Genomic DNA, 21541 nt, shown 5'->3' with positions numbered 1-21541 from the left:
CGACTACGCGGTCCCGTTCCAGTCGTAGGGCCCGCCGCCCCGCCACTCGATGAGGTGGGGGTCGTCGACGGCGGTGTCCTCGGCGGGCAGGCCCGCCTGGTGCACCAGTTCCAGCACGTCGAAGAAGTTGTACGCGACGCCCGCGCGCTCACCGCGGACCATCACCTGCCGCCCGCCGTCCGACGCGGGGGCGAGCACGACCACGGGCGGATCCTCGTCCATAGCACCACCATGCGCCGTACCGGGCCGCAACGCAGCTCTTCCCGCCGGTAGTGCTTCGCCGGAGGCGGTGGTTCTCTGGGGAGTGAGGCGGTTTCGCGGCGGGTCCGTGGTACCGCGCCGCGGCCACGAGAGGAGCGATCACGATGGACGGTCAGCGACCGCACCCGGAATCCGTCTCGGTGGAGATCAGCGGATGCAGCAAGGACGACGCCCGGATCGTGTTCGACGCCCTGTGTTCGTGCTTCACGTCCGACCGGTGCGCCGAGGACGTACCCGAGGAACTTTCCACGACGCGCCCCACCGTGTGGCTCGGCACTTTCGACGTCGCCGAGGCGCACGAGGGCGCCGGTCCCGCCCGGCTGTCCTCCTCCGTCATCGCCGACGTGCAGGGCGGCTACTGGGCGATCGACCGGTTCCGCACCACGCTGGACTCCCTGTTCTCCGTGCACGACCTGTCGACGGCCTCCGGCGACCAGGAGAAGGAGCTGCACGTACGGCTCGAGAGCAGGTGAGGAGGTACAGGAGGTAAGGGCGGGCTGAGTGGCAGGCATCACCCCTCCAGGTTTATGCAACTAGTTGCATAAGGCTCACGCGGTCCTCTACAACAAGAGGACGACACCGCCGTGCACGGAGGGCCCGATGAGCCGCTACCCCCATCTGCTGACCCCGCTCGACCTGGGCTTCACCACGCTGCCCAACCGCGTCCTCATGGGCTCGATGCACGTCGGCCTGGAGGAGGCCGAGAACGGCTTCGAGCGGATGGCGGCGTTCTACGCGGCGCGGGCACGCGGGGGAGTGGGGCTGATCGTCACCGGCGGCATCGCGCCCAACGACGAGGGACGGCCGTACGAGGGCGGTGCCAAGCTCACCACCGACGCGGAGGCCGAGCAGCACCGGGTGATCACCGAGGCCGTGCACCGCGACGGTGGCCGGATCGCCATGCAGATCCTGCACTTCGGCCGGTACGCCTACCACCAGGACCTCGTCGCCCCGAGCCCCCTCCAGGCGCCCATCAGCCCCTTCCCGCCCCGCGAGCTCACCGACGCCGACGTCGAGTGCACGATCGACGACTACGTCCGCGCCGCCCGGCTCGCCCGGCAGGCCGGCTACGACGGCGTCGAGATCATGGGCTCCGAGGGCTACCTGATCAACGAGTTCATCGCTCTCCAGACCAACCGGCGCACCGACCGCTGGGGCGGCTCCTACGAGAACCGCATGCGCTTCCCCGTCGAGATCGTCCGCCGGGTGCGCGAGGCCGTGGGCGAGGACTTCATCATCGTCTACCGGCTGTCCATGCTGGACCTCGTCCCGGGCGGCTCCACGCTCGACGAGGTGATCACGCTCGCCAAGGCCGTCGAGGCCGCCGGGGCGACGATCATCAACACCGGCATCGGCTGGCACGAGGCCCGGATCCCCACCATCGCCACCTCCGTGCCGCGCGGCGCCTACACCTGGGTCACCAAGAAGCTGATGGGCGAGGTGTCCCTCCCGCTGGTCACCACCAACCGCATCAACACCCCGGACATCGCTGAGGAGTTGCTCGCCGACGGCTGCGCGGACATGGTGTCGATGGCCCGCCCGATGCTCGCCGACCCCGACTTCGTCGCCAAGGCCGCCGCCGGCACGCCCGAGGCGATCAACACCTGCATCGGCTGCAACCAGGCCTGCCTGGACCACACGTTCTCCGGGAAGATCACCTCCTGCCTGGTCAACCCGCGCGCCTGCCACGAGACCGAGCTGGTGCTCTCCCCGACCCGGCGGCGCAAGCGCGTGGCGGTCGTGGGCGCGGGCCCGGCGGGCCTTGCCTGTGCGGTGTCGGCCGCCGAGCGCGGCCACGAGGTGACCCTGTTCGACGCCGCGAGCGAGGTCGGCGGACAGCTCAACGTCGCCCGCAAGGTCCCCGGCAAGCAGGAGTTCGACGAGACCCTGCGCTACTTCCGCCACCAGCTCGACACCCATGGCGTGGACGTCCGCCTGAACACCTGGGTGGCCGCCGCGGACCTGTCCGGCTACGACGAGGTGGTCGTCGCCACCGGCGTCACCCCGCGCACCCCCGACATCCCCGGCGTCGACCACCCGAGCGTCGTCGGATACCTCGACGTCCTGCGCGACGGCGCCCCCGTCGGGGACCGCGTCGCCGTCCTCGGCGCGGGCGGCATCGGGTTCGACGTCGCCGAGTTCCTGACGGACGGCGGCGACAAGGCGAGCGAGGACCCCGAGACGTACTTCCGTCAGTGGGGCGTCGACATGGACTACACCGCGTCCGGCGGCCTCACCGCCCCCGAGCGGCCCGCCCCGCCGCGTACCGTGCACCTGCTCCAGCGCAAGACCACCAAGGTCGGCGCGGGCCTCGGCAAGACCACCGGCTGGATCCACCGCGCCGAGCTCAAGCACCGCGGCGTGGCCATGGTCCCGGGCGTGCGCTACGACCGCATCGACGACGCCGGCCTGCACGTCACCGTCGGCGACGACAGCACCGTCCTGGAGGTCGACACCGTCGTGCTGTGCACGGGACAGGAGCCGCGCCGTGACCTGTACGAGGAGCTGGTGGCCGCAGGCGTGAGCGCGCACCTGATCGGGGGCGCCGACGTCGCCGCCGAACTGGACGCCAAGCGTGCCATCAAGCAGGGCACCGAGGTCGCGGCCGCCCTCTAGGGCCATTGGGGGCTTCTGCCCCGTCCCTAGGATGACTTCATGTCACTCCCGCACGCGATCCTCACCGCCCTCCTGGAGAAGCCGTCCTCGGGACTGGAGCTGACTCGCCGGTTCGACCGGTCGATCGGCTACTTCTGGTCGGCGACGCATCAGCAGATCTATCGCGAGCTGGGAAAACTGGAGGCGGAGGGCTTTATCCGCACCCTTGCAGCGGAGCAGCCGACCCGCGGGCAGAAGAAGAGCTACGAGGTCCTGCCCGCGGGCCGCGCCGAACTGGCCCGCTGGAGCGCCGCCTCCCAGGACCCCAAGCCGCTGCGGGACGTGATGCTGCTGCGGCTGCGGGCGGCGGCCGTGGTGGGCACCGACGGCATCGAGGCCGATCTGCGCCGCCATCTCGACCTGCACCGGCAGCAGTTGGCCGAGTACGAGGAGATCGAGAAGCGCGACTTCCCGCCCGGCAAGGACAGCCCCGAGGACCGTCTGCGGCACCTCGTACTCCAGGCCGGCATCGACCTGGAGACCTTCTGGACCCAGTGGCTGACCCGCGCGCTGGAGGAGTTCGCCGACCTGCCCACGGACCCGCGCCGCTAGGGCATGTACGTCCGCAGGCCGCGGCCCCAATACTGGCGCCATGCAGTTCGTCTTCTTCATGACCCTGCCCGGGCTGGTCATCGCGCTGACCCTGCTGGCCTTCGTCGACCAGTTGCTGTTGCGCGCGGGGCGGGCCGGAGCGCTGCCGTGGCGGAACAGCGCACGTCAGGGGCAGATATCAGCGACCGGCTTCGAACAACTCCATGCGAGCCTCTCGCCGGGTAAGCAGCACGAGTTGAAGGAACGGCAGTCGTCGCTGGTCATGCCGGACAACGAGGACGACGGGGCCCCGCCGAACCGGACGACGGTGGACCTGACTTCGGGAACGGCGGTCGTACGGATGCCGCGCCCCGAGCGGTAGGAGTGCCGCCCGACCACATCCACGCCCTGGGACAGGGCGGCGCCGGGCCCGTCGGGACGCGCCCGCGTCAGAGCCGGTAGGGCTTGGTGCGTCGGCGGCGCAGGACCATCACGGTCGCCAGGGCGCCCGCCGCCACCAGGCCGCCGCCGGCCGCCATCGTGAGCGTGCCGTAGTCCTTCGTGCCGCCGCCGAATCCGCCCATGACACCGCGCGAGGGCGAGGCCGTGGCGGAGATCGTGGGGGTCGCGGCCCCGGAGACGATGACGGACTGGGTGCCCGCGGTCTGCCCGGTGCTGGTGCAGACCACGATCACGGTGTACGTCCCGGGACTCACGTTGGACCACAGGGCCGTCTGCGTGCTGTTGGTGCCCGCCAGATCGGCCTGGCGCCCTTGCGCGAAGTTCGCCTGACTGCTGGTGAGCAGCGAGGCCCTGCCGAAGCCGTTGTTGTTGCTCGTGCACGCGCTGGTCGTGACCGAGACCGTGCTCCCGTTGGTGCTGACGGAGATCCCCGAAGCGGCCGCGGCCTGCCCGGCGGTCAGGGTCAGCGGAAGCGCGGCGGCGGCCACGGTCAGGCAGGAGCGGAAGAGTGGCTGGAAAGTGTGCATCGGGGTGCCCTCCGGCGGCACGGTTGGCGGTACATCCCTTGCGCCGCCGAAGGTCGGGGAACGCCCGTGCTGCCTCAGGCAAAGCCAACGTGCCCGGAGCCCGGACCGCATGCGGACCGCACCCGTGCAGGTGACGGGCCCCACGTCCGGCGCACACCGGCCCCCTCTCCTGCGGCCGTCTCCTACGGCCCGGTCGTCACCGTCCGCTCGGCCGAGAACCCGCCCCAGGTGCCGTCGGGCAGCCTCGCCCGGATCCGCACCCGGTGGGTGACTCCGGTGTCCGGCCCCAGATGGAAGCTGTGGGTCGCCTCCCGGCCGCCCGGCGCGGATCCGCCGTAGACGAGCGAGGTGGCCGGGCGGCCGTCGAGGTGGATCTGGTACTCCGCGACCACGCCGTCCGTGCGGGGCGGCACCCAGGAGAGGTCCATGTGGAAGGCGCCGTCGGCGCGGTGGGTCGTCGCCCGGAAGCCGGTGGGGGCGGTGTCCCGTCCGTCGTCCGCGCCGGGGGTGGTCACAGGGGCCGGTGCGCTCGCGGGCGAGACGTTGTCGGCGGCGTCGCGGGCGCGCACGGTGAAGGAGTACCGGGTACCGGGCCGCAGCCCGGTCACCACGGCCGCCCGCTGAGCCCCGCCCACACTGTGGATCTTCGTCCCGGCCTGGTGGATGTCGTACGACACCACACCCCGGTCGTCCGAGGACGCGGACCAGGACAGCTGGACCGCCCGGCTCCCGACGGCCCTGGCCCGCAGCCCTGCCGGGCGCGTCGGCGCGGAGGCGTCCGCGGTGCCGGCCGCCGGAGTGGTCGCCCGGACCTCCCGGCTGCCGGGGCCGAGGCGGCCGTCGGTGTCACGGGCCCGCACGCTGAAGACGTACGGGGTGGACGGCCTGAGCCCGATGACGTCCGCCATGTGCCGCGAACCGGGCACTTCCTCCACTTTCGTGGTGCCGCGATACACCTCGTAGACATCGATGCCCGCGCTCGCGGTGACCGCGTTCCACATGACGTGCACGCTGGTCGCGCTGCCCGCGGTGGCGGTGACGCCCAGGGGTGCGCCGGGCGCTCCACCGCTCCCGCCCTCGTCGGCGGCGCTCCAGCCGCAGGAGGCGACGAGGACGAGCACGCCGCAGAGCGCGAGGTGGCGCCGTAGGGGGAGTGGGGGGACGGGAGGGGGGACGTGTCGCACGGTTCTGTCTTCCCGAAGGCGGACGGCACACGGTAAAGGTCCGGACCAATATGGCGCGGTGGGTGCGATCACATCAAGAGGGCGGTCGTTGCGAACCGGTGGCCCGGGTTACGTATGCTGAAGCTCTTCGCGGCCGAACTCTCCTGGAGGGCTGGGGAGTTCGAGCCGTGGGCGCGGACCGCTGTCGTCGCTGTCGCCGCGCCGTCGCGAGTGGCCGGGAGCCTGGATCTGATACGGACTCAGGCTCCCGGCCCCCGTCGGGAGTTCCTGGGCGTGCACCGTCCGGCCCCCTAACGGTGGCCGCGTGATCCCGGTGGCACCAGATTGGGCTGAGTGTCCGTCAGTGCCGCCCAGGAGAGGGTCTCTTATCGTGCGTGTTCAGTCCCTGACGCTGGCCGCGGCAGGAGTCGCGCTGCTCGCCCCGACCACGCTGCCCGCCCCCGGCGCCGGGCAACTGGCCCACGGGGACCCGGTCGTGCGGCACACGGGCCCGGTGCGGGCCGCCGACCTGCTGGCCAAGGTGCGTGACTGCGCCCCCGTCTCGCGCGGCCGCTACCGCAGCGACAGCGGCAGGCCCGCCACGATCCCGGTCTGCGGCACCCGGGACGCGGTGTTCTGGAAGGCCGACATGGACATCGACTGCGACGGCCGGCCCGGACGCCACTGCAACCGCCGCACCGACCCGCTCTTCACCGGCGCCACGGCCTTCCAGCAGTCCGACGGCCGCTACTTGGCCGCCGAACGGCTCCCCTACGTCGTGGTGCCCGCCCCGAGTCGCCGCTGGGACTACCGCGCGAGCGGCGTCCGGGGCGGCTCGGTCGTGGCCGTCGTCCACCGCGACCGGGTCCGGTACGCGGTCGTCGGCGACGTCGGCCCCCGCGCCATCATCGGCGAGGCGTCCTACGCCGCCGCCAAGGCCCTCGGCATCCGTCCCGACCCGCGCGGCGGCGGCACCGCCTCCGGTGTCACCTACATCGTCTTCAAGGACACCCGGGTCACCCCCATCGAGGACCGCGAGGGTGCGGTGACGATGGGGGAGCGGCTGGCCCGCAGGTTCGTACGCGGCGGGTGAACCCGGGGCGAGGGAGTGCGGGAGCGGCCCGCGGGCGGGTCAGACCGCCGCCCAGCCGTCGTCCACCGGCAGGATCACGCCGTTGATGTTGCTCGCCGCCTCCGAGGCGAGGAACACGATCGCGGCGGCCTGCTCCTCGGGCTGGGCCAGCCGGCCGAGGTTGACGAAGTGCGGGCCGAGCGCGGCCGGGCCGTGCGCCTCCCGGTCGGCGTCCACGGCGATGGCGGTCGCCGTGCCGCCGGGGGCGACGGCGTTCGCGCGGATGCCCTGCTTGCGGTACATCACCGCGAGGTTCTTGGTCAGCCCCACGAGCCCGTGCTTGGAGGCCGTGTACGCGGCACCCGCCGCGCTGCCGCGCAGTCCGGCCTCGGACGCGGTGCTCACGATGGCGCCCCCGCCCGCCGCCAGCATGTGCGGCAGCACCGCCCGGGTGAGCAGGAACGGCGCGGTGAGATTGACCCGGAGGACCCGCTCCCACTCCGCGTCGCTCACGTCCGCCAGCGCCGACATACGGTCCATGATCCCGGCGTTGTTGACCAGGACGTCCACTCCGCCGAAACGCTCCACGGCGGTCCTGGTCACCTCGTCGACGACCGCCTGCTCGCTGAGGTCCCCGGTGACGGCCACGGCGGTGCCGCCCGCCGCCTCGATCTCCTCGACGACCTTCCGGGCGCCCTCCGCGTTCAGGTCGGCCACCACGACTCTGTCGCCCTGGGCCGCGAAGGCGAGGGCGGTGGAGCGGCCGATGCCCGAGCCCGCCCCCGTGACGATGACACTGCGTCCTTCTGCTCCGCCGGCCATGAGGTGCTCCCGTCCGTCGTTCCACGGGCTCCCTGCCCGGTGTGTGCGCCCACCCTACGACTTAATGTCGCTCAGTGACATAAAGTGGTGGGGGAGAATTCCGGGAGCGCAGGCCAGCCAGCCGGAGGAACCGATGACCGCAGCGCGCGGACGCACGGGGCGACCGCCCCTCACCGAGGAGCGCAAGGCCGAGATACGGCTGGAGATCGCCCGGGCCGCCGTGGACCTGTTCGTGGCCCAGGGCGTCACGGCGACCACCGGTGAGCAGATCGGAGAGGCGGCCGGCGTCTCCGCGCGGACCGTGTGGCGGTACTTCCCGAGCAAGGAGAGCTGCGTACGACCGCTGTTCTCCGAGGGCATCGACGCGATCGCCGCCCTCCTGCGCGCCTGGCTCCCCGGGCAGCCCCTGGAGGAGCTCTTCGACGGGGGGTTCGCGCACGAGGGCCTGTTCGACCGGGCCACGATCGGGGACCTGGTCCGGCTGACCCGCACCGAGCCCGGCCTGCGCTCCGTCTGGCTCCAGACCTACGACGAGGCCGAGCCGGTGTTCGCCCGCGCCCTGGCCGAACGGTCCGGGCTCCCCGCCGACGACCTCGGGCCGACCGTCCGGGCGGCCATGCTCAATGCCGCCCTGCGCGCGGCCGTGGAGCACCACGCCTGGCGCACCGCCGAAGCGCCCGGCGACACCGCGACGGCGGAGGCCGAACTGACGGGAACTCTGCGCTCGGCACTGGCCGTCGCGGCGGAAGGACTCACGTGACGACTCAGGTGGCGACTCACGTGACGACGGCCTCGGAGCCGTGCTCGGGCCGGGGAGTTCGGTCACGGATCGTCTTGCGGGGACAGGACTCGGCCCTGCTGGGAGAGTCTTCGCCATTGGCTGGGAGTGGTGCCGTAGGTCTGGCGGAAACGGCGGGAGAAGAACGTGGGGTTGGTGAAGCCCCAGCTGCGGGCGACGGCGTCGATCGTGCGGTGCGCATGCCCGGGGGCCGCTAGGTCGCTGCGGGCGCCTTCCAACCGGCGGCGGATGATCCACTTTTCGAGGCTGAGCCCGCCGTCCTCGCACAGCCGGTACAGCGTCCTCACGGACGTGTTGTGCGCCCAGGCGATCCTTTGAGGGGTGAGGTCGGGTTCCCTCAGGTGGGCGCGGGCGTAGGCCAGGACCCGGGTGAGGAGGGTTTCCCTGGCGACTGCCCGGCGGGTGGGGTCGTCGCCGGCGACGGACACCACCCAGGCCCGGGCGAGTTCCACGGTGGCGGAGGCGAGGGCGTCGGCTTCGGGACCCGTGTTGATCCGGTCGGCGATGCCGTGCAGGCCGTGCACGTGATGGATCAACAGCCGTCCGATGGGGCTGTGTTCGAGCGTCGGGATCGAGGCGCGGATCGTCTCTTCGGGCAGGCTGAGGCGTTCGGTGTCGAACATCAGGGCCAGCGTGCTGCCGAGGCCGGACCACCAGTACTCGTACCCGGCGGGCATGTGCTGCATGGTCGCGCTGTTCGGGCCGATGCGCTGCCGATGGTCGGTCCAGGCGAAACCGCCGGCTCCCTGACGATGAATATTGATCGCGACGGTGTCCATCGCATCGCGCCGCGCCTGCCGGAGCGAGCGGGAGATGCGCATCCCTGTGCCCTGGGTGTGGAAGAGCGTCAGCGGGCCGAGGTGCCAGAGTTCGAGTCGTTTCCAGACCGTGCCCCCGGGCTCCTCCTCCTGGACGGAGGAGACGCCGCCCTCACCCGCGGCCACCGCTTCGAATGCCGCGATCCGGTCACCGACCGGGAGATCGCCTGTGTCGAGGACGAGCACCATGCCTCCCCTGCCGGGCAGCGCCAGGTCGCCGCCCAGGGCGCAAGTGTCCGCCGTGTGAAGCTCTCCGGGCAAAGATGCATGCACACAACACGGGCATGCGTACACGTCTCCTGTGGCTCGCGATGCGGCAGGTGCACGGGTCGTGTGCGGTCGGGGCCGTGGCGCACAGGGGACATGCCCTGGCGGGCAGGGTCAAGCCGACCTATGGCGCCCGTGCCACGCTCCCACACAGGTCCTTCACAACTACGGGGTGCGGCAGGGAGGACGGGCCTGTGCGGTGCCCCGGCTACTCGACGCGCGGCGAGGGGTGCTGGGTATGGCCTTCCAAGGCCGGTCCGATGAGCGCAGACAACTGGATCTCCTGATCGCGGACCTGCGTCAGGGACTGAGTGGCGTCGTCCTTCTGCAAGGCGACGCGGGGATCGGCAAGAGCGCACTGATCGACTACGCGATCGCCGAGGCGGCGGACCTCCGGGTCCTGCGGGTGGCCGGAGTCGAGGCAGAAGCGGGGTTCGCGTTCGCCGCCCTCCAGCGGCTGCTCATCCCGTTCCAGGACGAGTTGAAGGAAGGGGATGCGCTGTCTCCGCTCCAGCGTGAGGCGCTTCAGGTTGCCTGCGGTCTGGCGGACGGACCTCCCGCGGACCGTTTTCCGGTGGGGCTTGCCCTGTTGGCCTTTCTCGCGGAGAAGGCCAAGCGGCGTCCGCTGCTGTGCTGTGTCGACGATGCCTGCCGGCTCGACCGGGACTCCCTGGAGGTACTGGCCTTCGTGGGCCGCCGGCTGCATGCCGAGGGAGTCGGCTTCGTCTTCGCCGCCCGTGCCGGTTTCGACGTCCCGCCCGGCCTGCCCGTCATGCCGGTCGTCGGCCTGGCGGAGACGGACGCGCTGGAGTTGCTGCGGTCGGTGGCGGCCGGCCCGCTCGACCCCGTGGTCGGAGCCCGCATCGTTGCGGCGACAGGCGGCAACCCCCTGGCGCTGAACGACCTCGGCCGGGAGCTCTCGGCCGAGCACCTCGCCGGTTCGCTGGCCCTGCCCGAGCCCCTGCCGGTGGGCAGCCGGCTGGAGGAGCGCTACCTCCAGCGGGTTCGCGGACTGCCCGATGCGACGCGTGCGTGGTTGGTGCTCGCCGCCGCCGAACCGAGCGGTGACCTCGGCTACCTCGCGCGTGCGGCGCACCTGCTGGAGATCGGGGCGGACGCGTCGGGCCCGGCTGAAGCCGAGGGGCTGGTGGGGGTGCGCACCGTCGTGGAGTTCCGGCATCCGCTGGTGCGCTCGGCCGTCTACGGGGGCGCCACCAGCGTGGAACAGCGCCGTGCGCACTGGGCGTTGGCCGAGGTCACGGACCGGCCGGCCGACCGTGATCTGCGTGCCTGGCATCTCGCTGCCGCCGTGCCAGGGTGTGATGCTGCGGTGGCGGACGAGGTGGAGCGTGCGGCCGACCGGGCCGCGACCCGCGGGGGACATGCGGCGCGGGCGACCTTCCTGACCCGGGCGGCGGAGCTGTCACCGGACGGCGCTGTCCGTGCCGGGCGGCTCCTCGCCGCGGCCGAGGCCGCCGTCACCGCCGGAGCCCCGCTGCGGGCCGAGCTGCTGCTGGAGGCCGTCGACACCGGCCTCCTGAGCGACGTGGCGCAAGCCCGGGCGCTGCTGGTGCAGGCCGGTGTCCTCGACGGCCTGGGCGAGCCCGATTCCCACGCGCGGGCGTCGGCCCTGTGCCTGGCCGCCGCGGCGGCGTTCGGGGAACAGGAGCCCGGTCTCCGGCGCCAGGCACTGCTGCACGCCGCCCAGTGGGCGTTCACCGCACGACACCGGGCCCCGGCCACTACGGCTGCCGAGATCGCGCACGCGTGGGACTCCCTTACGGCATCCGGGCCGCCGACCGCCATCGACGAACTGCTGCGCGCCTTCGCCGTCCTGGCCGCCGACGGCTATGAACAGGCCGCTCCCTACCTGCACAAGGCCCTGAAGGCGCTGCTCGACCCGGGTACACCCGACGACGTGGTCATGGGCGGCTATCAGCTGGGCGCCTGGTTCTCCACCCTGTTGTGGGACCAGGAAGCCCGTACCGCCCTGCTGGAGCGTGCCGATCGCATCGCCCGGCGGTGCGGAGCCCTGCGACATCTCAACGCGATCCTCTTCTGCGCCGCCATGGCCGAGACCACACTGGGACACCTGGCGAAGGCCGACGCCCTGGAGGCCGACGACCAGCAGCTCCGGGTGGCGCTGGGGACCCCCACCACCCAGTGGCAGCGTTACCAGAACGCCGAGTTGCTGGCCTGGCACGCAGCCGACGACGGCGTGCGAGAGGCGCTGCACCAGGCGCTCAAGGACGCACAGGCTCTCGGCAACGGAGCGATGGAGTCCATCGCGCACAGCGGCGTGCTGGTCCTGGCCCTGGGAAGCGGCACCTACACCATGGCCCACCCGGTGGCGCAGGAGCTCATGCGGCAGGACGTGCTGGGCCTGCACTCCCGGCACCTGCCCTCGATCATCGAAGTGGGCATCCGCTGCGGTGACCGCACTCTGGCCACCGCGGCCTTACACATCCTGGCCGCCCGGGCGACGGCCGCGGGCACGCCGTGGGCTCTGGGTCTGCTCGCCCGCTCCCAGGCCCTGCTCGCCGGGGCGAGTGAGGCCGAGCCGCTGTACCGGCGGGCCATCGATCTGCTGTCCGGCACGAGCGCCGAGGCCGATCTGGCCATCGCCCACCTGCTGTACGGCGAATGGCTGCGCCGGCGAAGGCGCCGCAAGGACGCACGGGCGCCGCTGCGGACGTCTCTGGGCATGTTCCACGCCATGCGCGCCGACGCCTTCGCCTCGCGTGCCGCCCGGGAACTGGCCGCAACCGGCGAGCACCTGTCCCAGGCTCCCGAAGGAACACGGGAGCCACTGACCTCCCAGGAGCTGAAGATCGCCCACCTGGCGGCGGAGGGCGCGACCAACGCCGAGATCGCCACCCAGCTGATCATCAGCGCCAGCACCGTCGACTACCACCTGCGCAAGGTGTTCCGGAAACTCGACGTGCCCTCCCGGCGCCGGCTCGCCCGGGCCCTACGAGCGTGACCGCGCCCGCTACGTGCCGCACGTGGTGCGGGGGCCCGCCGGGCCGGCGAACCATCAGACGGTCGCAACGATCCCCTCGGTCGGGAGAAGACCATGCCTTTCGTCACCGCGTCCGACGGTGCCCAGATCCACTACAAGGACTGGGGGACGGGCCGCCCCGTCGTCCTCAGCCACGGCTGGCCGCTGAACTCCGACAGCTGGGAGGCCCAGCAGCTGTTCCTGGCCACCCACGGCCACCGCGTCATCGCGCACGACCGGCGCGGCCACGGCCGCTCCACCCAGACGTGGAACGGCAACGAGATGAACACCTACGCCGACGACCTGGCCACGCTCATCGACACCCTGGATCTGCGTGACGCCACCCTGGTCGGCTTCTCCACCGGCGGCGGCGAGGTCGCCCGCTATGTCGGCCGGCACGGCACCGCCCGGCTCGCCCAGGTCGTACTCGTCTCCGCCGTACCGCCGTTCATGCTCAGGACCGACGACAACCCCGGCGGCGTCCCGATCGAGACGTTCGACGCGATCCGGGCCGGATCGCTCGCCGACCGCTCGCAGCTCTACCACGACTTGGCCGACGGGCCGTTCTTCGGCAACAACCGGCCCGGCGCCGATGTCTCCCCGGGCGTCCGGGATGCCTTCTGGCTCCAGAGCATGCAGGCCGGGCACCGAGGCGCCTACGAGTGCATCGCGGCCTTCTCCGCCACCGACTTCCGCACCGACCTGGACGCCATCGACGTGCCCACGCTGGTCATCCACGGCGACGACGACCAGGTCGTGCCCTTCGACGTCGGCGGCAAGGCGTCGGCCGCCCGCATCAAGAACGCGACGCTGAAGGTGTACCCGGGCGCCCCGCACGGCATCACCGACACCCACAAGGACCAACTCGGCGCCGACCTGCTGGAATTCCTCAACTCCTGAGCCGGCGCCGCACCGAGTCCCGGCACGCGGTTCCCGCACGGCCCTGCACAGCCATGCCCGCCTCAGAAGGAGCCTCGTCATGAATCCCGGTCATCATCCGCGCCGCCGCGTCCTCGGCGGGGCGCTCGCGGCCGGCGCCGCCACTCTCATCGGCGCCCCCACCCCCGCGTCGGCCGCCTCCGCCGACACCGCCCGTTCGGGCGGCGGAGGCAAACCGACGGTCGTCCTCGTGCACGGCGCGTTCGCCGACGCCTCCGGCTTCAACGCCACCATCGGGTTGTTGCAGCAGAGCGGATTTCCGGTGATCGCGCCGGCCAACCCGCTGCGGGACACCGCGGGCGACGCCGCGTACATCTCCAGCGTGCTGGACACCATCACCGGCCCCGTGATCCTGGCCGCCCACTCCTACGGCGGCATCGTCATCACCAACGCCGCCCGCGGCCACGCAGGCGTCAAGGCCCTGGTGTACCTGGGGGCGTTCGCACCCGACGAGGGCGAGAGCGCGCTGCAACTGGCGCAGCAGTTCCCCGGCAGCGAACTGGGTACCGCGCTCATCCCGCGCCCCTATCCGCTGCCCGGTGGCCCGGGCACCGACGGCTACATCGCGCCGGAGAAGTTCCGGGCGGTGTTCGCGGCCGATCTGCCCGCCGCCGAGACGCGTCTCATGGCCGCCACCCAGCGCCCCGGCTCGGTCGAGGGGCTCAGCGGCCCGAGCGGCGCGCCCGCCTGGAAAACCATCCCCTCCTGGTATCTGATCCCGACCCAGGACAAGGTCATCCCGCCCGCCGCCCAACGGTTCATGGCCAAGCGGGCCGGCAGCAAGGTGACCGAGATCCGCTCCTCGCACGTTGTCATGATCTCCCACCCGAAAGCCGCCGCCGGCGTCATCAAGGCCGCCCACACCGCCACCCGTTGAAGGGCACACCCGTGAAACCCGACACGATCGTCCTCATCCACGGCTTCTGGGTCACGCCCCGCAGCTGGGAGCAGTGGACCGCCCACTACCAGGCCAAGGGCTTCCGGGTCCTCGCACCCGCCTATCCCGGCTTCGAGGCGGAGGTGGAGGCCCTCAACGCCGACCCCACACCCATCGAGCGGCTCACCGTCCCCGCGATCATCTCGTCGCTGGAGAAGCTGATCGACGGTCTCGACGGCCCGCCGATCCTCATGGGGCACTCCGCGGGCGGGGTGTTCACCCAGATCCTCCTGGACCACGGCTACGGCGCCTGCGGAGTCGCGATGAACTCCGCTCCCACCGAAGGCGTCGCCGGCGTACCCTTGTCACAGGTCAAAGCGACGTTCCCGGTACTGAAGAACCCCGCCAACCGGCACAAGGCCGTCGGATTCACCTACGACCAGTGGCGCTACGCCTTCACCAACACCTTCCCCGAAGACCAGGCGAAGGCGACCTACGAGCGCTACCACGTTCCCGCCTCCGGCCACGTCTTCTGGGGCAGCGCGCTGGCCAACATCCACCCCGGCCACGCCGACTCCTACGTCGACTACCACAACGACGACCGCGCGCCGTTGCTGTTCATCGCCGGCGAGAACGACCACCTGATGCCGCCGAAGATCCAGCGGTCCAACGCCAAGCACTACAAGTCGAACACCGTGACCGAGATCGTCGAATACCCAGGACGCTCCCACCTGATGCCGGCCCAGGACGGCTGGGAGGAAGTCGCCGACCACGCCCTCGAATGGGCGCTCGGCCACTCCTGACCCACACCCGCCAGTTGCGGGCCCGGGACAGAACCGCCCGTCCCGGGCCCCGGAAGGAATCCCGCATGAGCGATGTCCGCATCGCCCACATCGGCGGCCCGACCACCCTGATCGAAATCGGCGCCTGGCGGCTGCTGACCGACCCCACGTTCGATCCCCCCGGCCGCACCTACCCCTTCGGCTGGGGCACATCCTCCCGCAAGCTCACCGGTCCCGCCCTCGCCGCCACCGACCTGCCCCCGATCGACGCCATCCTGCTCAGCCACGACCACCACGGCGACAACCTCGACACCACCGGACGCACCCTGCTCCAGACCGCCGGCACCGTCATCACCACCCCCGCCGCGGCCCGGCGCCTCGGCGGAAACACCCGTGGCCTCACCCCCTGGCAGACGACCCGCCTCCACGCCCCGGACCGCCCGACGATCGACATCACCGCCACACCCGCCCGCCACGGCCCACCGCTGTCACGACTGTTGACCGGCCAGGTGACAGGGTTCGCACTGACATGGGAAGGCCAGCGGCACGGCGCGCTGTGGATCTCCGGGGACACCGTCCTGTACGACGGCGTCCGGCAGGTGGCCCGGCGCCTGCACGTGGGCACCGCGCTGCTGCACCTCGGCGGTGTACGGTTCCCCGTCACCGGCCCGATCCGCTACACCATGACGGCCGCCCACGCCGTCGAACTGTGCCGTCTGCTGCTGCCGCTGACCGCCATCCCCGTCCACTACGAGGGATGGCACCACTTCCGTGAAGGGCGCGACGCCATCGAGGACGAACTCGCCCGCGCCCCGGCCGACATCCGCAACCGCTTCCGCTGGCTTCCCGCCGGAACCCTCACGGACATCAGCACCTGACCGACAACACGCCCCGGACGGTGAGCCGGGAGGTCCAGGACCCGCCACCACGCCGCACGACGGGCAGCGTGAGCGCGGTCGCGAGTTCACCGCCCGCTCCGGGACAGACGGCCGGCCGGACACGCGCGGACCGGACCCCTCCGGGACGCGGGACCTCGGGCACGCCCCGACCGGTGCCCCCGGTCCGCGCGGTGTCAGACCTTCCGGGCGTCAGACCTTGCGGTAGGTGTACGCCTCCGCGGCCGCCGCCTCCACCGCCGTGAGGTCAGCGCCCGTGGCCGCCGTGACGACCGCGGCCACCGCGCCCTCGACGAACGGCGCGTCCACCAGCCGTGTGCCGTCGGGGAGCTCGTCGCCCTCGGCGAGCAGCGTCTTCACGGTGAGCACCGCGCTGCCGAGGTCGGTGAGCACGGCGACACCGGCTCCCCGGTCCACGGAGGCGGCCGCGGCGGAGATCAGCTCCGCGCTGGTGCCGAGCCCGCCGTCCTCGGTACCGCCCGCGGGGGCCACGGGCACCGCCGCGCCGCCGCCGGTGAGTCCCAGCGCCAGCTCCGCCACCGACGCGGCGACCTGCGCGCTGTGCGACACCAGGACGATCCCGACCAGCTTCTCGTCACTCATCGGCCGCCTCCGAAGCCTCGGCGAGCGCGGCGATCAGCAGCGAGGCCGATGTGGCGCCCGGATCCTGGTGCCCGATGCTTCGCTCGCCGAGATAGCTCGCCCGGCCCTTGCGGGCCTGCAACGGCGTGGTGGCGACGGCACCCTCCTCGGCGGCGGCCCGCGCGGCGGCGAACCCGTCACCGAGCGCGTCCACCGCGGGCACCAGGGCGTCGATCATGGTCTTGTCGCCCGGCGCGGCACCCCCGAGTGTGCGCACCGCGTCCACCCCGGCGCGCAGCGCCTCCGCGAGCTGCTCCGCACTGACCTCGGCCGCCTCCCCGAGCGCCTTGCCGGTGCGGCGCAGCAACGTCCCGTACAACGGGCCGGAGGCGCCGCCGACGGTCGAGATGAGCTGTCGTCCGGCGAGCGTGAGGACCGCGCCCGGAGTGTCCGGCGCCTCCTTCTCCAGCGTCGCGGTCACCGCGGTGAACCCGCGCTGAAGATTGCTGCCGTGGTCGGCGTCCCCGATCGGTGAGTCGAGGGCGGTGAGCCGTTCCGCCTCACGAGCGACGGACGCGGCGGTCGCCGTCATCCAACGGCGGAAGAAGTCGGCGTCGAACACTGGATCTCCTTGCGTGGTCGGTACGTCGTGATGGGCTGTCCCGCCCGTTCACCTGATTCTCGCGAGGAGCCCCCGGCGCGTTCACGCCGGGGAGGACTCGCATCGCGTGACGGCGACGCGGAGCGGCGCCGTGTCCGGTCTCCTGGAGCGCGCAGGCCAGCGAGACCACCGGCCGAGCCCCAGGGAGCGAACGCCCGTGCCCCTGTTAGCTGGTTGTGGTGACGAGGGCGCAATCCTGACACGGGCGTACGGGTGTCGTACGTATGGTCTCGTCATGGAAGCCGAGAGCAGCGGGCGGGACGCGGGATGGGTGGTGATGTCGTGCCGGGGGTGAAGGTGCAGGAGGGCGGGAAGGACGGGCACGCCCGGTACGCCTTCCGGCTGCGGGTGTCCTCGACCGCCCGCACGCAACTGCTCGCCGAGTGGGGCCGCTGCCGGTGGGTGTGGAACGAGTCGGTGGCCAGGTCCCAGGCCGTCCACGCGCACAACAAAGACCATTCCGGGGACCAGCGGACCTGCGGCCCGGCCCAGCTCGACAGAATGCCGACCCAGGCTCGGCGGGTGACCCCGTGGCTGCGCGAGGGCAGCTCGGTACCGCAGCAGCAGATCATCCGCGACTTCGGCATATCCCGCACCAAGGCACACAAGGACATCAGGGAACGCCTGCCGCAGCGGCAGCGCGCCGGGATGCCGAGGCACAAGAAGAAGCGCGAAGCACCGCCCACGCTGAACTACACCCGGCGCGGCTTCCGCATCAAGGACGGGCGCCTGCACCTCGCCGGGAACATCGTGCTGAGCGTGGTGTGGTCGCGACGGCTGACCGTCGACCCGTCCTCGGTACGGATCTACCAGGACAGCCTCGGCCACTGGTACGCCTCCTTCGTCGTCCCGGCCGAGGTCCGGCCGCTGCCCGGGACGGGCGCGGTGATCGGCATCGACTGGGGCGTCAAGGAGACCGCGACCACCACGTCCGACGCAGACGACCTGCCCCACGTCCGGCACGGCAAGAAGGCCCAGGCGAAGCTGTCGCACTACGACCGGATGATGGCCCGCCGCAGCCCCGCCAAGGGGCAGGCTGCATCGAAGGGCTACCGCGAGGCGAAGAAGCGGCGGGCGAAGACCTACGCGAGGATCGCCAGGCAGCGCCAGGACACCGGCCGCAAGTGGGCCAAGCGCGTGGTGAGCGACCATGACGTCCTGGCGGTCGAGGACTTCCGCCCGAAGTTCCTCGCCAAGTCGACCATGGCAAGGAAGGCAGCGGACGCCGCGATCGGTGCCACCAAGCGGGCCCTGATCGAGATGGCACGCAAGCACGGCCGGATCGTGCACCTGGTCCACCCCGCGCACACCACCACCGACTGCGCGCAGCGCGGAGCGAGAACCAAGCACGCACTTCCCCTTTCGGAACGTACCTACACCTGCACAGCGTGCGGAACTGTGTCCCCCAGGGACAAGAACTCCGCCCGTCTGATGCTGGTCCGGGCTGGTCTCAACCCGGCTGGTGCCGAGGGCGTAAGACCTCCTGGAGCGCTGCTCCAGGAGGCGGCCTGAGCCAGGAATCACGCGCCTCAAGGCGGGGGAGGTTTCAAATGCCCCAGCGCAGTCCCGGCGTCCGCACCGGGGCGTCCCACAGGCGCAGCAGTTCCTCGTCGATCCGGCACAGCGTGACCGAGGCGCCGGCCATGTCGAGCGAGGTGACGTAGTTGCCGACGAGCGTGCGGGCCACGGCGACACCGCGCTCCGCGAGCACCCGCTGCACCTCGGCGTTGAAGCCGTACAGCTCCAACAGCGGTGTGGCGCCCATGCCGTTGACCAGGACGAGGACGGGATCGCCCGGAGTGAAGTCGTCCAGGATCGCGCCGACCGCGAAGTCGGCGATCTCCCGCGAGGTCATCATCGCCCGCCGCTCCCGGCCCGGCTCGCCGTGGATGCCGACGCCCAACTCCAGCTCGCCGGGAGGCAGATCGAAGGTGGGGCTGCCCTTCGCGGGCGTGGAGCAGGCGCTCAGGGCGACACCGAAGCTGCGGGAGTTCTCATTGACCTGACGGGCCACCGCCTCCACCCGCTCCAGCGGCTGCCCCTCGTCCGCCGCGGCTCCCGCGATCTTCTCCACGAACAGCGTGGCGCCGGTGCCGCGCCGCCCGGCCGTGTAGAGGCTGTCGGTGACCGCCACGTCGTCGTCGACCAGGACCTTGGCGATCCGGATGCCCTCGTCCTCGGCGAGTTCGGCCGCCATGTCGAAGTTGAGCACGTCACCGGTGTAGTTCTTCACGATGAACAGCACCCCGGCCCCGCTGTTCACGGCCGCCGCGGCCCGCACCATCTGATCCGGCACGGGAGAGGTGAACACCTCGCCGGGGCAGGCCGCCGACAGCATCCCCGGACCCACGAAGCCGCCGTGCAGCGGCTCGTGCCCCGACCCACCACCGGAGACCAGCCCGACCTTCCCGGCCACGGGCGCGTCCCGCCGCACGATCACCCGGTTCTCCACATCCACCGTCAACTCGGGGTGGGCGGCCGCCATACCGCGCAGCGCGTCGGCGACGACGGTCTCCGGGACGTTGATGAGCATCTTCACGGGTACCTCCTGGTGAGCCTGTAAACGGGCGCCCGACCGGTGGTTTCCCTGTGCCGGCTCCGGTGACGGGTCGCCAGATCCCGGCGGTGTCGGACAGGGTCGGCCGAGCAGTGCTCCCGGCAGTATCGACCTTGTGGCACCGCAGGTCACGTGCGCGTGCTCCCGGTGGAGGTGGAACCGCCTGCCCGCGGGGCGCGGCCGTGCTGCGGCGTGTCACCAGCGTGGGGAGAGTCTGACCGCGAGGCGCGGCTCTACGTCTCCGCCCTCGGGGTCTACGACGCCCGCGTCGACTACCTCACCTACGACGTCACCCACCTGGTGGCCCGCGAACCGGCCGTCACCCTGGCGGCCGTCCTGGGCAACGGCTGGTACAACGGTCGGATATCCGACGGCAGCACCTACTACTCCGAGAACGGCAACGCCCTCGCCCTCAAGGCCAAGCTGCTGATCCGCTACGCCGACGGGACCACCCAGTCCGTCGTCACCCGGCCGGACGGCTCGTGGAAGGCCACCTTGCGCCTTCCGGCCGTCTCGGCCGACACCGTCCGTGAGGGGCGCGCTCCGCTGGCCCGCGTGGACGGTGTGCGCTTCCTCGGACACTCGGGCGGTGTGGCCTCGTACCGCCTGACGAGCCGACTGCGCTGACGCGAGCCGCCGCCGTCAGTGCGCTTCCTGCGCCTCGACGGCGGCGGTACGCGTGTTGTCCTGATGGACCAGGAGGGACAGCAGCTCCGCGACGGTGGCGCCCGCGTCGGCGGGATGACGCAGAAACGTCCCCGGCGCGATGCGGTAGACGTTCGAACGGCCTTGGCGCTCGTGGGCGAGGTATCCGCCCTCTTCGAGGTCGGAGATGATCTTCTGCACGGCGCGCTCGGTGAGCTGGCAGCGGGCGGCGATGTCGCGGACCCGCATCGTGTGGTCCTCGAAGATCGCGGCCAGTACGCGGGCGTGATTGGTCAGGAACGTCCATCCCGCATGCGATTCCAACGCTCGGTCCATGGACCCACGATACGACGTCTCGTTCACGTATTCAAAAAGGCGAATCGCATTTCGTGTAACGGTTGACGTGAAACTGGAGTGGGGTGATGCTGGAGGAGCAGAGAATCAAGGTCGGCGCCGGGAGCTCTCATGTCCCATCACGCGGTTCGTCCCCGAGACGAGGAGTCGTGCACGGAGTGCGGCACCGCGTTCCAGCAGACGCGGACGCCGGTACCGCTGAAGTTGAGTGTCGGCACTGAAGGCGACCGGCTGGTCGTGACCGTGTCCGGCGAGCTCGACCTGGAGAGCGACCACGTGCTGTACCAGTCGCTCAACGACGCGCTGGATCATGCCGAAGGCGGTGTGGACCTGGATCTCGCGGGAGTCGAGTTCTGCGACTGCTCCGCCCTCAACGTCCTGCTGCGGGTGCGCCACCGTGCCCTGCGGTCGTCCAAGAGCCTCGTACTGTGTGCCACCAGCCCGGCCGTGGAACGCCTGCTCGGCCTGACCGGCACCGGTCCGCTGTTCACCGCCGGAGCGGACGCGGCGGCTGAGCAGCCGGTGGCATGGACGGCGGAAGAGGCCGAGGACTCCATGACGGCCGAGGTCGTCCAACTGCGCCGGGCCATGGAGACGCGCCCGGCGATCGACATGGCCCGCGGCATCCTCATGGCCTCGTTCCATCTCACCGTCCAGCAGTCCTGGCAGGTGCTGGTGGCCGCCTCCCAGCGCAGCAACATCAAACTGCACCTGATCGCCGAAGCGGTCCTGGGCACCGTCGAAGACCGGGCCCTGCCCGAGCCCCTCGCCGGACATCTCGCGGCGGCGGTCAAGGAACTCGACGCCTCCGGCGCGGGGGAGGGGCACGCCTGCCCATCGCGGTGACGGCGAAAGCCGGTTGAGATGCCG

General features: G+C 71.6%; 22 protein-coding genes and 1 pseudogene. 14 read left to right on the top strand and 9 right to left on the bottom strand.

The annotated features are described in order from the left end of the window. Positions 1–3: 3 nt before the first annotated feature. Positions 4–222: a hypothetical protein gene (locus tag SLINC_RS04170; protein ID WP_067426882.1), complete on the bottom strand. Its 219-nt coding sequence runs from the start codon at positions 220–222 to the stop codon at positions 4–6. A gap of 143 nt (positions 223–365) precedes the next feature. On the opposite strand from SLINC_RS04170, the gene SLINC_RS04165 reads away from it, so the two are divergent. From SLINC_RS04165 to SLINC_RS04150, 4 genes are all read left to right on the top strand, one after another. Beyond that, on the top strand, positions 366–734 hold the full coding sequence (locus tag SLINC_RS04165; RefSeq protein ID WP_067426879.1) for a hypothetical protein: 369 nt from the start codon (positions 366–368) through the stop codon (positions 732–734). 127 nt (positions 735–861) lie between these two features. Continuing rightward, the gene (locus tag SLINC_RS04160) at positions 862–2877 is read left to right on the top strand and encodes an NADPH-dependent 2,4-dienoyl-CoA reductase (RefSeq protein WP_067426877.1); all 2016 of its coding nucleotides are present in this window, start codon (positions 862–864) and stop codon (positions 2875–2877) included. Between the two features lie 39 nt (positions 2878–2916). Then, positions 2917–3468 (top strand): PadR family transcriptional regulator, encoded by a 552-nt coding sequence (locus SLINC_RS04155; protein WP_067426874.1) that lies wholly within the window; start codon positions 2917–2919, stop codon positions 3466–3468. A gap of 40 nt (positions 3469–3508) precedes the next feature. Continuing rightward, a complete protein-coding gene (locus SLINC_RS04150) occupies positions 3509–3829 on the top strand; it encodes a DUF6191 domain-containing protein (protein WP_067426871.1) in 321 nt (106 codons plus the stop codon). A gap of 67 nt (positions 3830–3896) precedes the next feature. Here SLINC_RS04150 and SLINC_RS04145 read toward each other — a convergent pair whose 3' ends face one another. Then, entirely contained in the window at positions 3897–4436 is a 540-nt protein-coding gene (locus tag SLINC_RS04145) for a hypothetical protein (RefSeq protein WP_067426868.1), read from the bottom strand. Between the two features lie 182 nt (positions 4437–4618). Next, positions 4619–5620, bottom strand: coding sequence for a fibronectin type III domain-containing protein (locus SLINC_RS04140; RefSeq protein WP_067426865.1), 1002 nt, complete (start codon positions 5618–5620; stop codon positions 4619–4621). Positions 5621–5990: 370 nt separating this feature from the next. On the opposite strand from SLINC_RS04140, the gene SLINC_RS04130 reads away from it, so the two are divergent. Continuing rightward, complete coding sequence (locus tag SLINC_RS04130; RefSeq protein WP_067426859.1) at positions 5991–6692, top strand: glycoside hydrolase family 75 protein; 702 nt, start codon at positions 5991–5993, stop codon at positions 6690–6692. Between the two features lie 39 nt (positions 6693–6731). Here SLINC_RS04130 and SLINC_RS04125 read toward each other — a convergent pair whose 3' ends face one another. Next, positions 6732–7493 (bottom strand): SDR family NAD(P)-dependent oxidoreductase, encoded by a 762-nt coding sequence (locus SLINC_RS04125; RefSeq protein ID WP_067426852.1) that lies wholly within the window; start codon positions 7491–7493, stop codon positions 6732–6734. 133 nt (positions 7494–7626) lie between these two features. Between SLINC_RS04125 and SLINC_RS04120 the strand changes: the two genes are divergently transcribed. Further along, complete coding sequence (locus SLINC_RS04120; RefSeq protein ID WP_067426849.1) at positions 7627–8253, top strand: TetR/AcrR family transcriptional regulator; 627 nt, start codon at positions 7627–7629, stop codon at positions 8251–8253. A gap of 62 nt (positions 8254–8315) precedes the next feature. Here SLINC_RS04120 and SLINC_RS04115 read toward each other — a convergent pair whose 3' ends face one another. Continuing rightward, positions 8316–9371 (bottom strand): helix-turn-helix domain-containing protein, encoded by a 1056-nt coding sequence (locus SLINC_RS04115; protein ID WP_225988236.1) that lies wholly within the window; start codon positions 9369–9371, stop codon positions 8316–8318. A 244-nt stretch (positions 9372–9615) separates the two neighbouring features. Between SLINC_RS04115 and SLINC_RS04110 the strand changes: the two genes are divergently transcribed. From SLINC_RS04110 to SLINC_RS04090, 5 genes are all read left to right on the top strand, one after another. Further along, complete coding sequence (locus SLINC_RS04110) at positions 9616–12360, top strand: AAA family ATPase (RefSeq protein WP_067426843.1); 2745 nt, start codon at positions 9616–9618, stop codon at positions 12358–12360. 93 nt (positions 12361–12453) lie between these two features. Beyond that, a complete protein-coding gene (locus SLINC_RS04105; RefSeq protein WP_067426837.1) occupies positions 12454–13278 on the top strand; it encodes an alpha/beta fold hydrolase in 825 nt (274 codons plus the stop codon). A gap of 79 nt (positions 13279–13357) precedes the next feature. Then, positions 13358–14194: an alpha/beta fold hydrolase gene (locus tag SLINC_RS04100; protein WP_067426833.1), complete on the top strand. Its 837-nt coding sequence runs from the start codon at positions 13358–13360 to the stop codon at positions 14192–14194. Between the two features lie 11 nt (positions 14195–14205). Further along, positions 14206–14997, top strand: a complete 792-nt coding sequence (locus SLINC_RS04095; RefSeq protein WP_067426828.1) for an alpha/beta hydrolase — start codon at positions 14206–14208, stop codon at positions 14995–14997. 65 nt (positions 14998–15062) lie between these two features. Next, a complete protein-coding gene (locus SLINC_RS04090; RefSeq protein WP_067426824.1) occupies positions 15063–15854 on the top strand; it encodes an MBL fold metallo-hydrolase in 792 nt (263 codons plus the stop codon). Positions 15855–16064: 210 nt separating this feature from the next. Here the strand turns inward: SLINC_RS04090 and SLINC_RS04085 are convergent, their stop codons facing one another. Beyond that, positions 16065–16475 (bottom strand): PTS-dependent dihydroxyacetone kinase phosphotransferase subunit DhaM, encoded by a 411-nt coding sequence (locus tag SLINC_RS04085; RefSeq protein WP_067426820.1) that lies wholly within the window; start codon positions 16473–16475, stop codon positions 16065–16067. After that, the gene (dhaL, locus tag SLINC_RS04080; RefSeq protein ID WP_067426818.1) at positions 16468–17076 is read right to left on the bottom strand and encodes a dihydroxyacetone kinase subunit DhaL; all 609 of its coding nucleotides are present in this window, start codon (positions 17074–17076) and stop codon (positions 16468–16470) included. The genes SLINC_RS04085 and dhaL overlap by 8 nt, the downstream gene beginning before the upstream one ends. A gap of 306 nt (positions 17077–17382) precedes the next feature. Between dhaL and SLINC_RS04075 the strand changes: the two genes are divergently transcribed. Beyond that, positions 17383–18627, top strand: a complete 1245-nt coding sequence (locus SLINC_RS04075) for an RNA-guided endonuclease InsQ/TnpB family protein (RefSeq protein ID WP_067426815.1) — start codon at positions 17383–17385, stop codon at positions 18625–18627. A gap of 34 nt (positions 18628–18661) precedes the next feature. Here the strand turns inward: SLINC_RS04075 and dhaK are convergent, their stop codons facing one another. Further along, a complete protein-coding gene (dhaK, locus tag SLINC_RS04070; protein ID WP_067426812.1) occupies positions 18662–19654 on the bottom strand; it encodes a dihydroxyacetone kinase subunit DhaK in 993 nt (330 codons plus the stop codon). A gap of 237 nt (positions 19655–19891) precedes the next feature. Here dhaK and SLINC_RS47165 point away from each other — a divergent pair. Next, positions 19892–20227: pseudogene (locus SLINC_RS47165) on the top strand (alpha-L-rhamnosidase N-terminal domain-containing protein); the annotation flags it as partial. 87 nt (positions 20228–20314) lie between these two features. Here the strand turns inward: SLINC_RS47165 and SLINC_RS04060 are convergent. After that, positions 20315–20653, bottom strand: a complete 339-nt coding sequence (locus SLINC_RS04060; RefSeq protein WP_067426805.1) for a helix-turn-helix transcriptional regulator — start codon at positions 20651–20653, stop codon at positions 20315–20317. Between the two features lie 129 nt (positions 20654–20782). On the opposite strand from SLINC_RS04060, the gene SLINC_RS04055 reads away from it, so the two are divergent. Then, positions 20783–21517 carry an anti-sigma factor antagonist gene (locus SLINC_RS04055; RefSeq protein WP_067426800.1) on the top strand — a complete coding sequence of 245 codons (735 nt, stop codon included), beginning with the start codon at positions 20783–20785 and terminating at the stop codon, positions 21515–21517. Positions 21518–21541 lie beyond the last annotated feature (24 nt).

It is taken from the genome of Streptomyces lincolnensis, from assembly GCF_001685355.1.
Lineage (GTDB): Bacteria > Actinomycetota > Actinomycetes > Streptomycetales > Streptomycetaceae > Streptomyces > Streptomyces lincolnensis.
This window is presented reverse-complemented; position numbering and strand designations above follow the sequence as displayed.

Excerpts from the sequence above, each read along its gene's own strand:
- SLINC_RS04075 (WP_067426815.1), top strand. The coding sequence starts at position 17,383 with ATGGGTGGTGATGTCGTGCCGGGGGTGAAGGTGCAGGAGGGCGGGAAG.
- SLINC_RS04105 (WP_067426837.1), top strand. The coding sequence starts at position 12,454 with ATGCCTTTCGTCACCGCGTCCGACGGTGCCCAGATCCACTACAAGGAC.
- SLINC_RS04155 (WP_067426874.1), top strand. The coding sequence starts at position 2,917 with ATGTCACTCCCGCACGCGATCCTCACCGCCCTCCTGGAGAAGCCGTCC.
- SLINC_RS04085 (WP_067426820.1), bottom strand. The coding sequence starts at position 16,475 with ATGAGTGACGAGAAGCTGGTCGGGATCGTCCTGGTGTCGCACAGCGCG.
- SLINC_RS04145 (WP_067426868.1), bottom strand. The coding sequence starts at position 4,436 with ATGCACACTTTCCAGCCACTCTTCCGCTCCTGCCTGACCGTGGCCGCC.
- SLINC_RS04125 (WP_067426852.1), bottom strand. The coding sequence starts at position 7,493 with ATGGCCGGCGGAGCAGAAGGACGCAGTGTCATCGTCACGGGGGCGGGC.
- SLINC_RS04150 (WP_067426871.1), top strand. The coding sequence starts at position 3,509 with ATGCAGTTCGTCTTCTTCATGACCCTGCCCGGGCTGGTCATCGCGCTG.
- SLINC_RS04160 (WP_067426877.1), top strand. The coding sequence starts at position 862 with ATGAGCCGCTACCCCCATCTGCTGACCCCGCTCGACCTGGGCTTCACC.
- SLINC_RS04055 (WP_067426800.1), top strand. The coding sequence starts at position 20,783 with ATGTCCCATCACGCGGTTCGTCCCCGAGACGAGGAGTCGTGCACGGAG.
- SLINC_RS04100 (WP_067426833.1), top strand. The coding sequence starts at position 13,358 with ATGAATCCCGGTCATCATCCGCGCCGCCGCGTCCTCGGCGGGGCGCTC.
- SLINC_RS04060 (WP_067426805.1), bottom strand. The coding sequence starts at position 20,653 with ATGGACCGAGCGTTGGAATCGCATGCGGGATGGACGTTCCTGACCAAT.
- SLINC_RS04110 (WP_067426843.1), top strand. The coding sequence starts at position 9,616 with ATGGCCTTCCAAGGCCGGTCCGATGAGCGCAGACAACTGGATCTCCTG.
- SLINC_RS04170 (WP_067426882.1), bottom strand. The coding sequence starts at position 222 with ATGGACGAGGATCCGCCCGTGGTCGTGCTCGCCCCCGCGTCGGACGGC.
- SLINC_RS04090 (WP_067426824.1), top strand. The coding sequence starts at position 15,063 with ATGAGCGATGTCCGCATCGCCCACATCGGCGGCCCGACCACCCTGATC.
- SLINC_RS04165 (WP_067426879.1), top strand. The coding sequence starts at position 366 with ATGGACGGTCAGCGACCGCACCCGGAATCCGTCTCGGTGGAGATCAGC.
- SLINC_RS04120 (WP_067426849.1), top strand. The coding sequence starts at position 7,627 with ATGACCGCAGCGCGCGGACGCACGGGGCGACCGCCCCTCACCGAGGAG.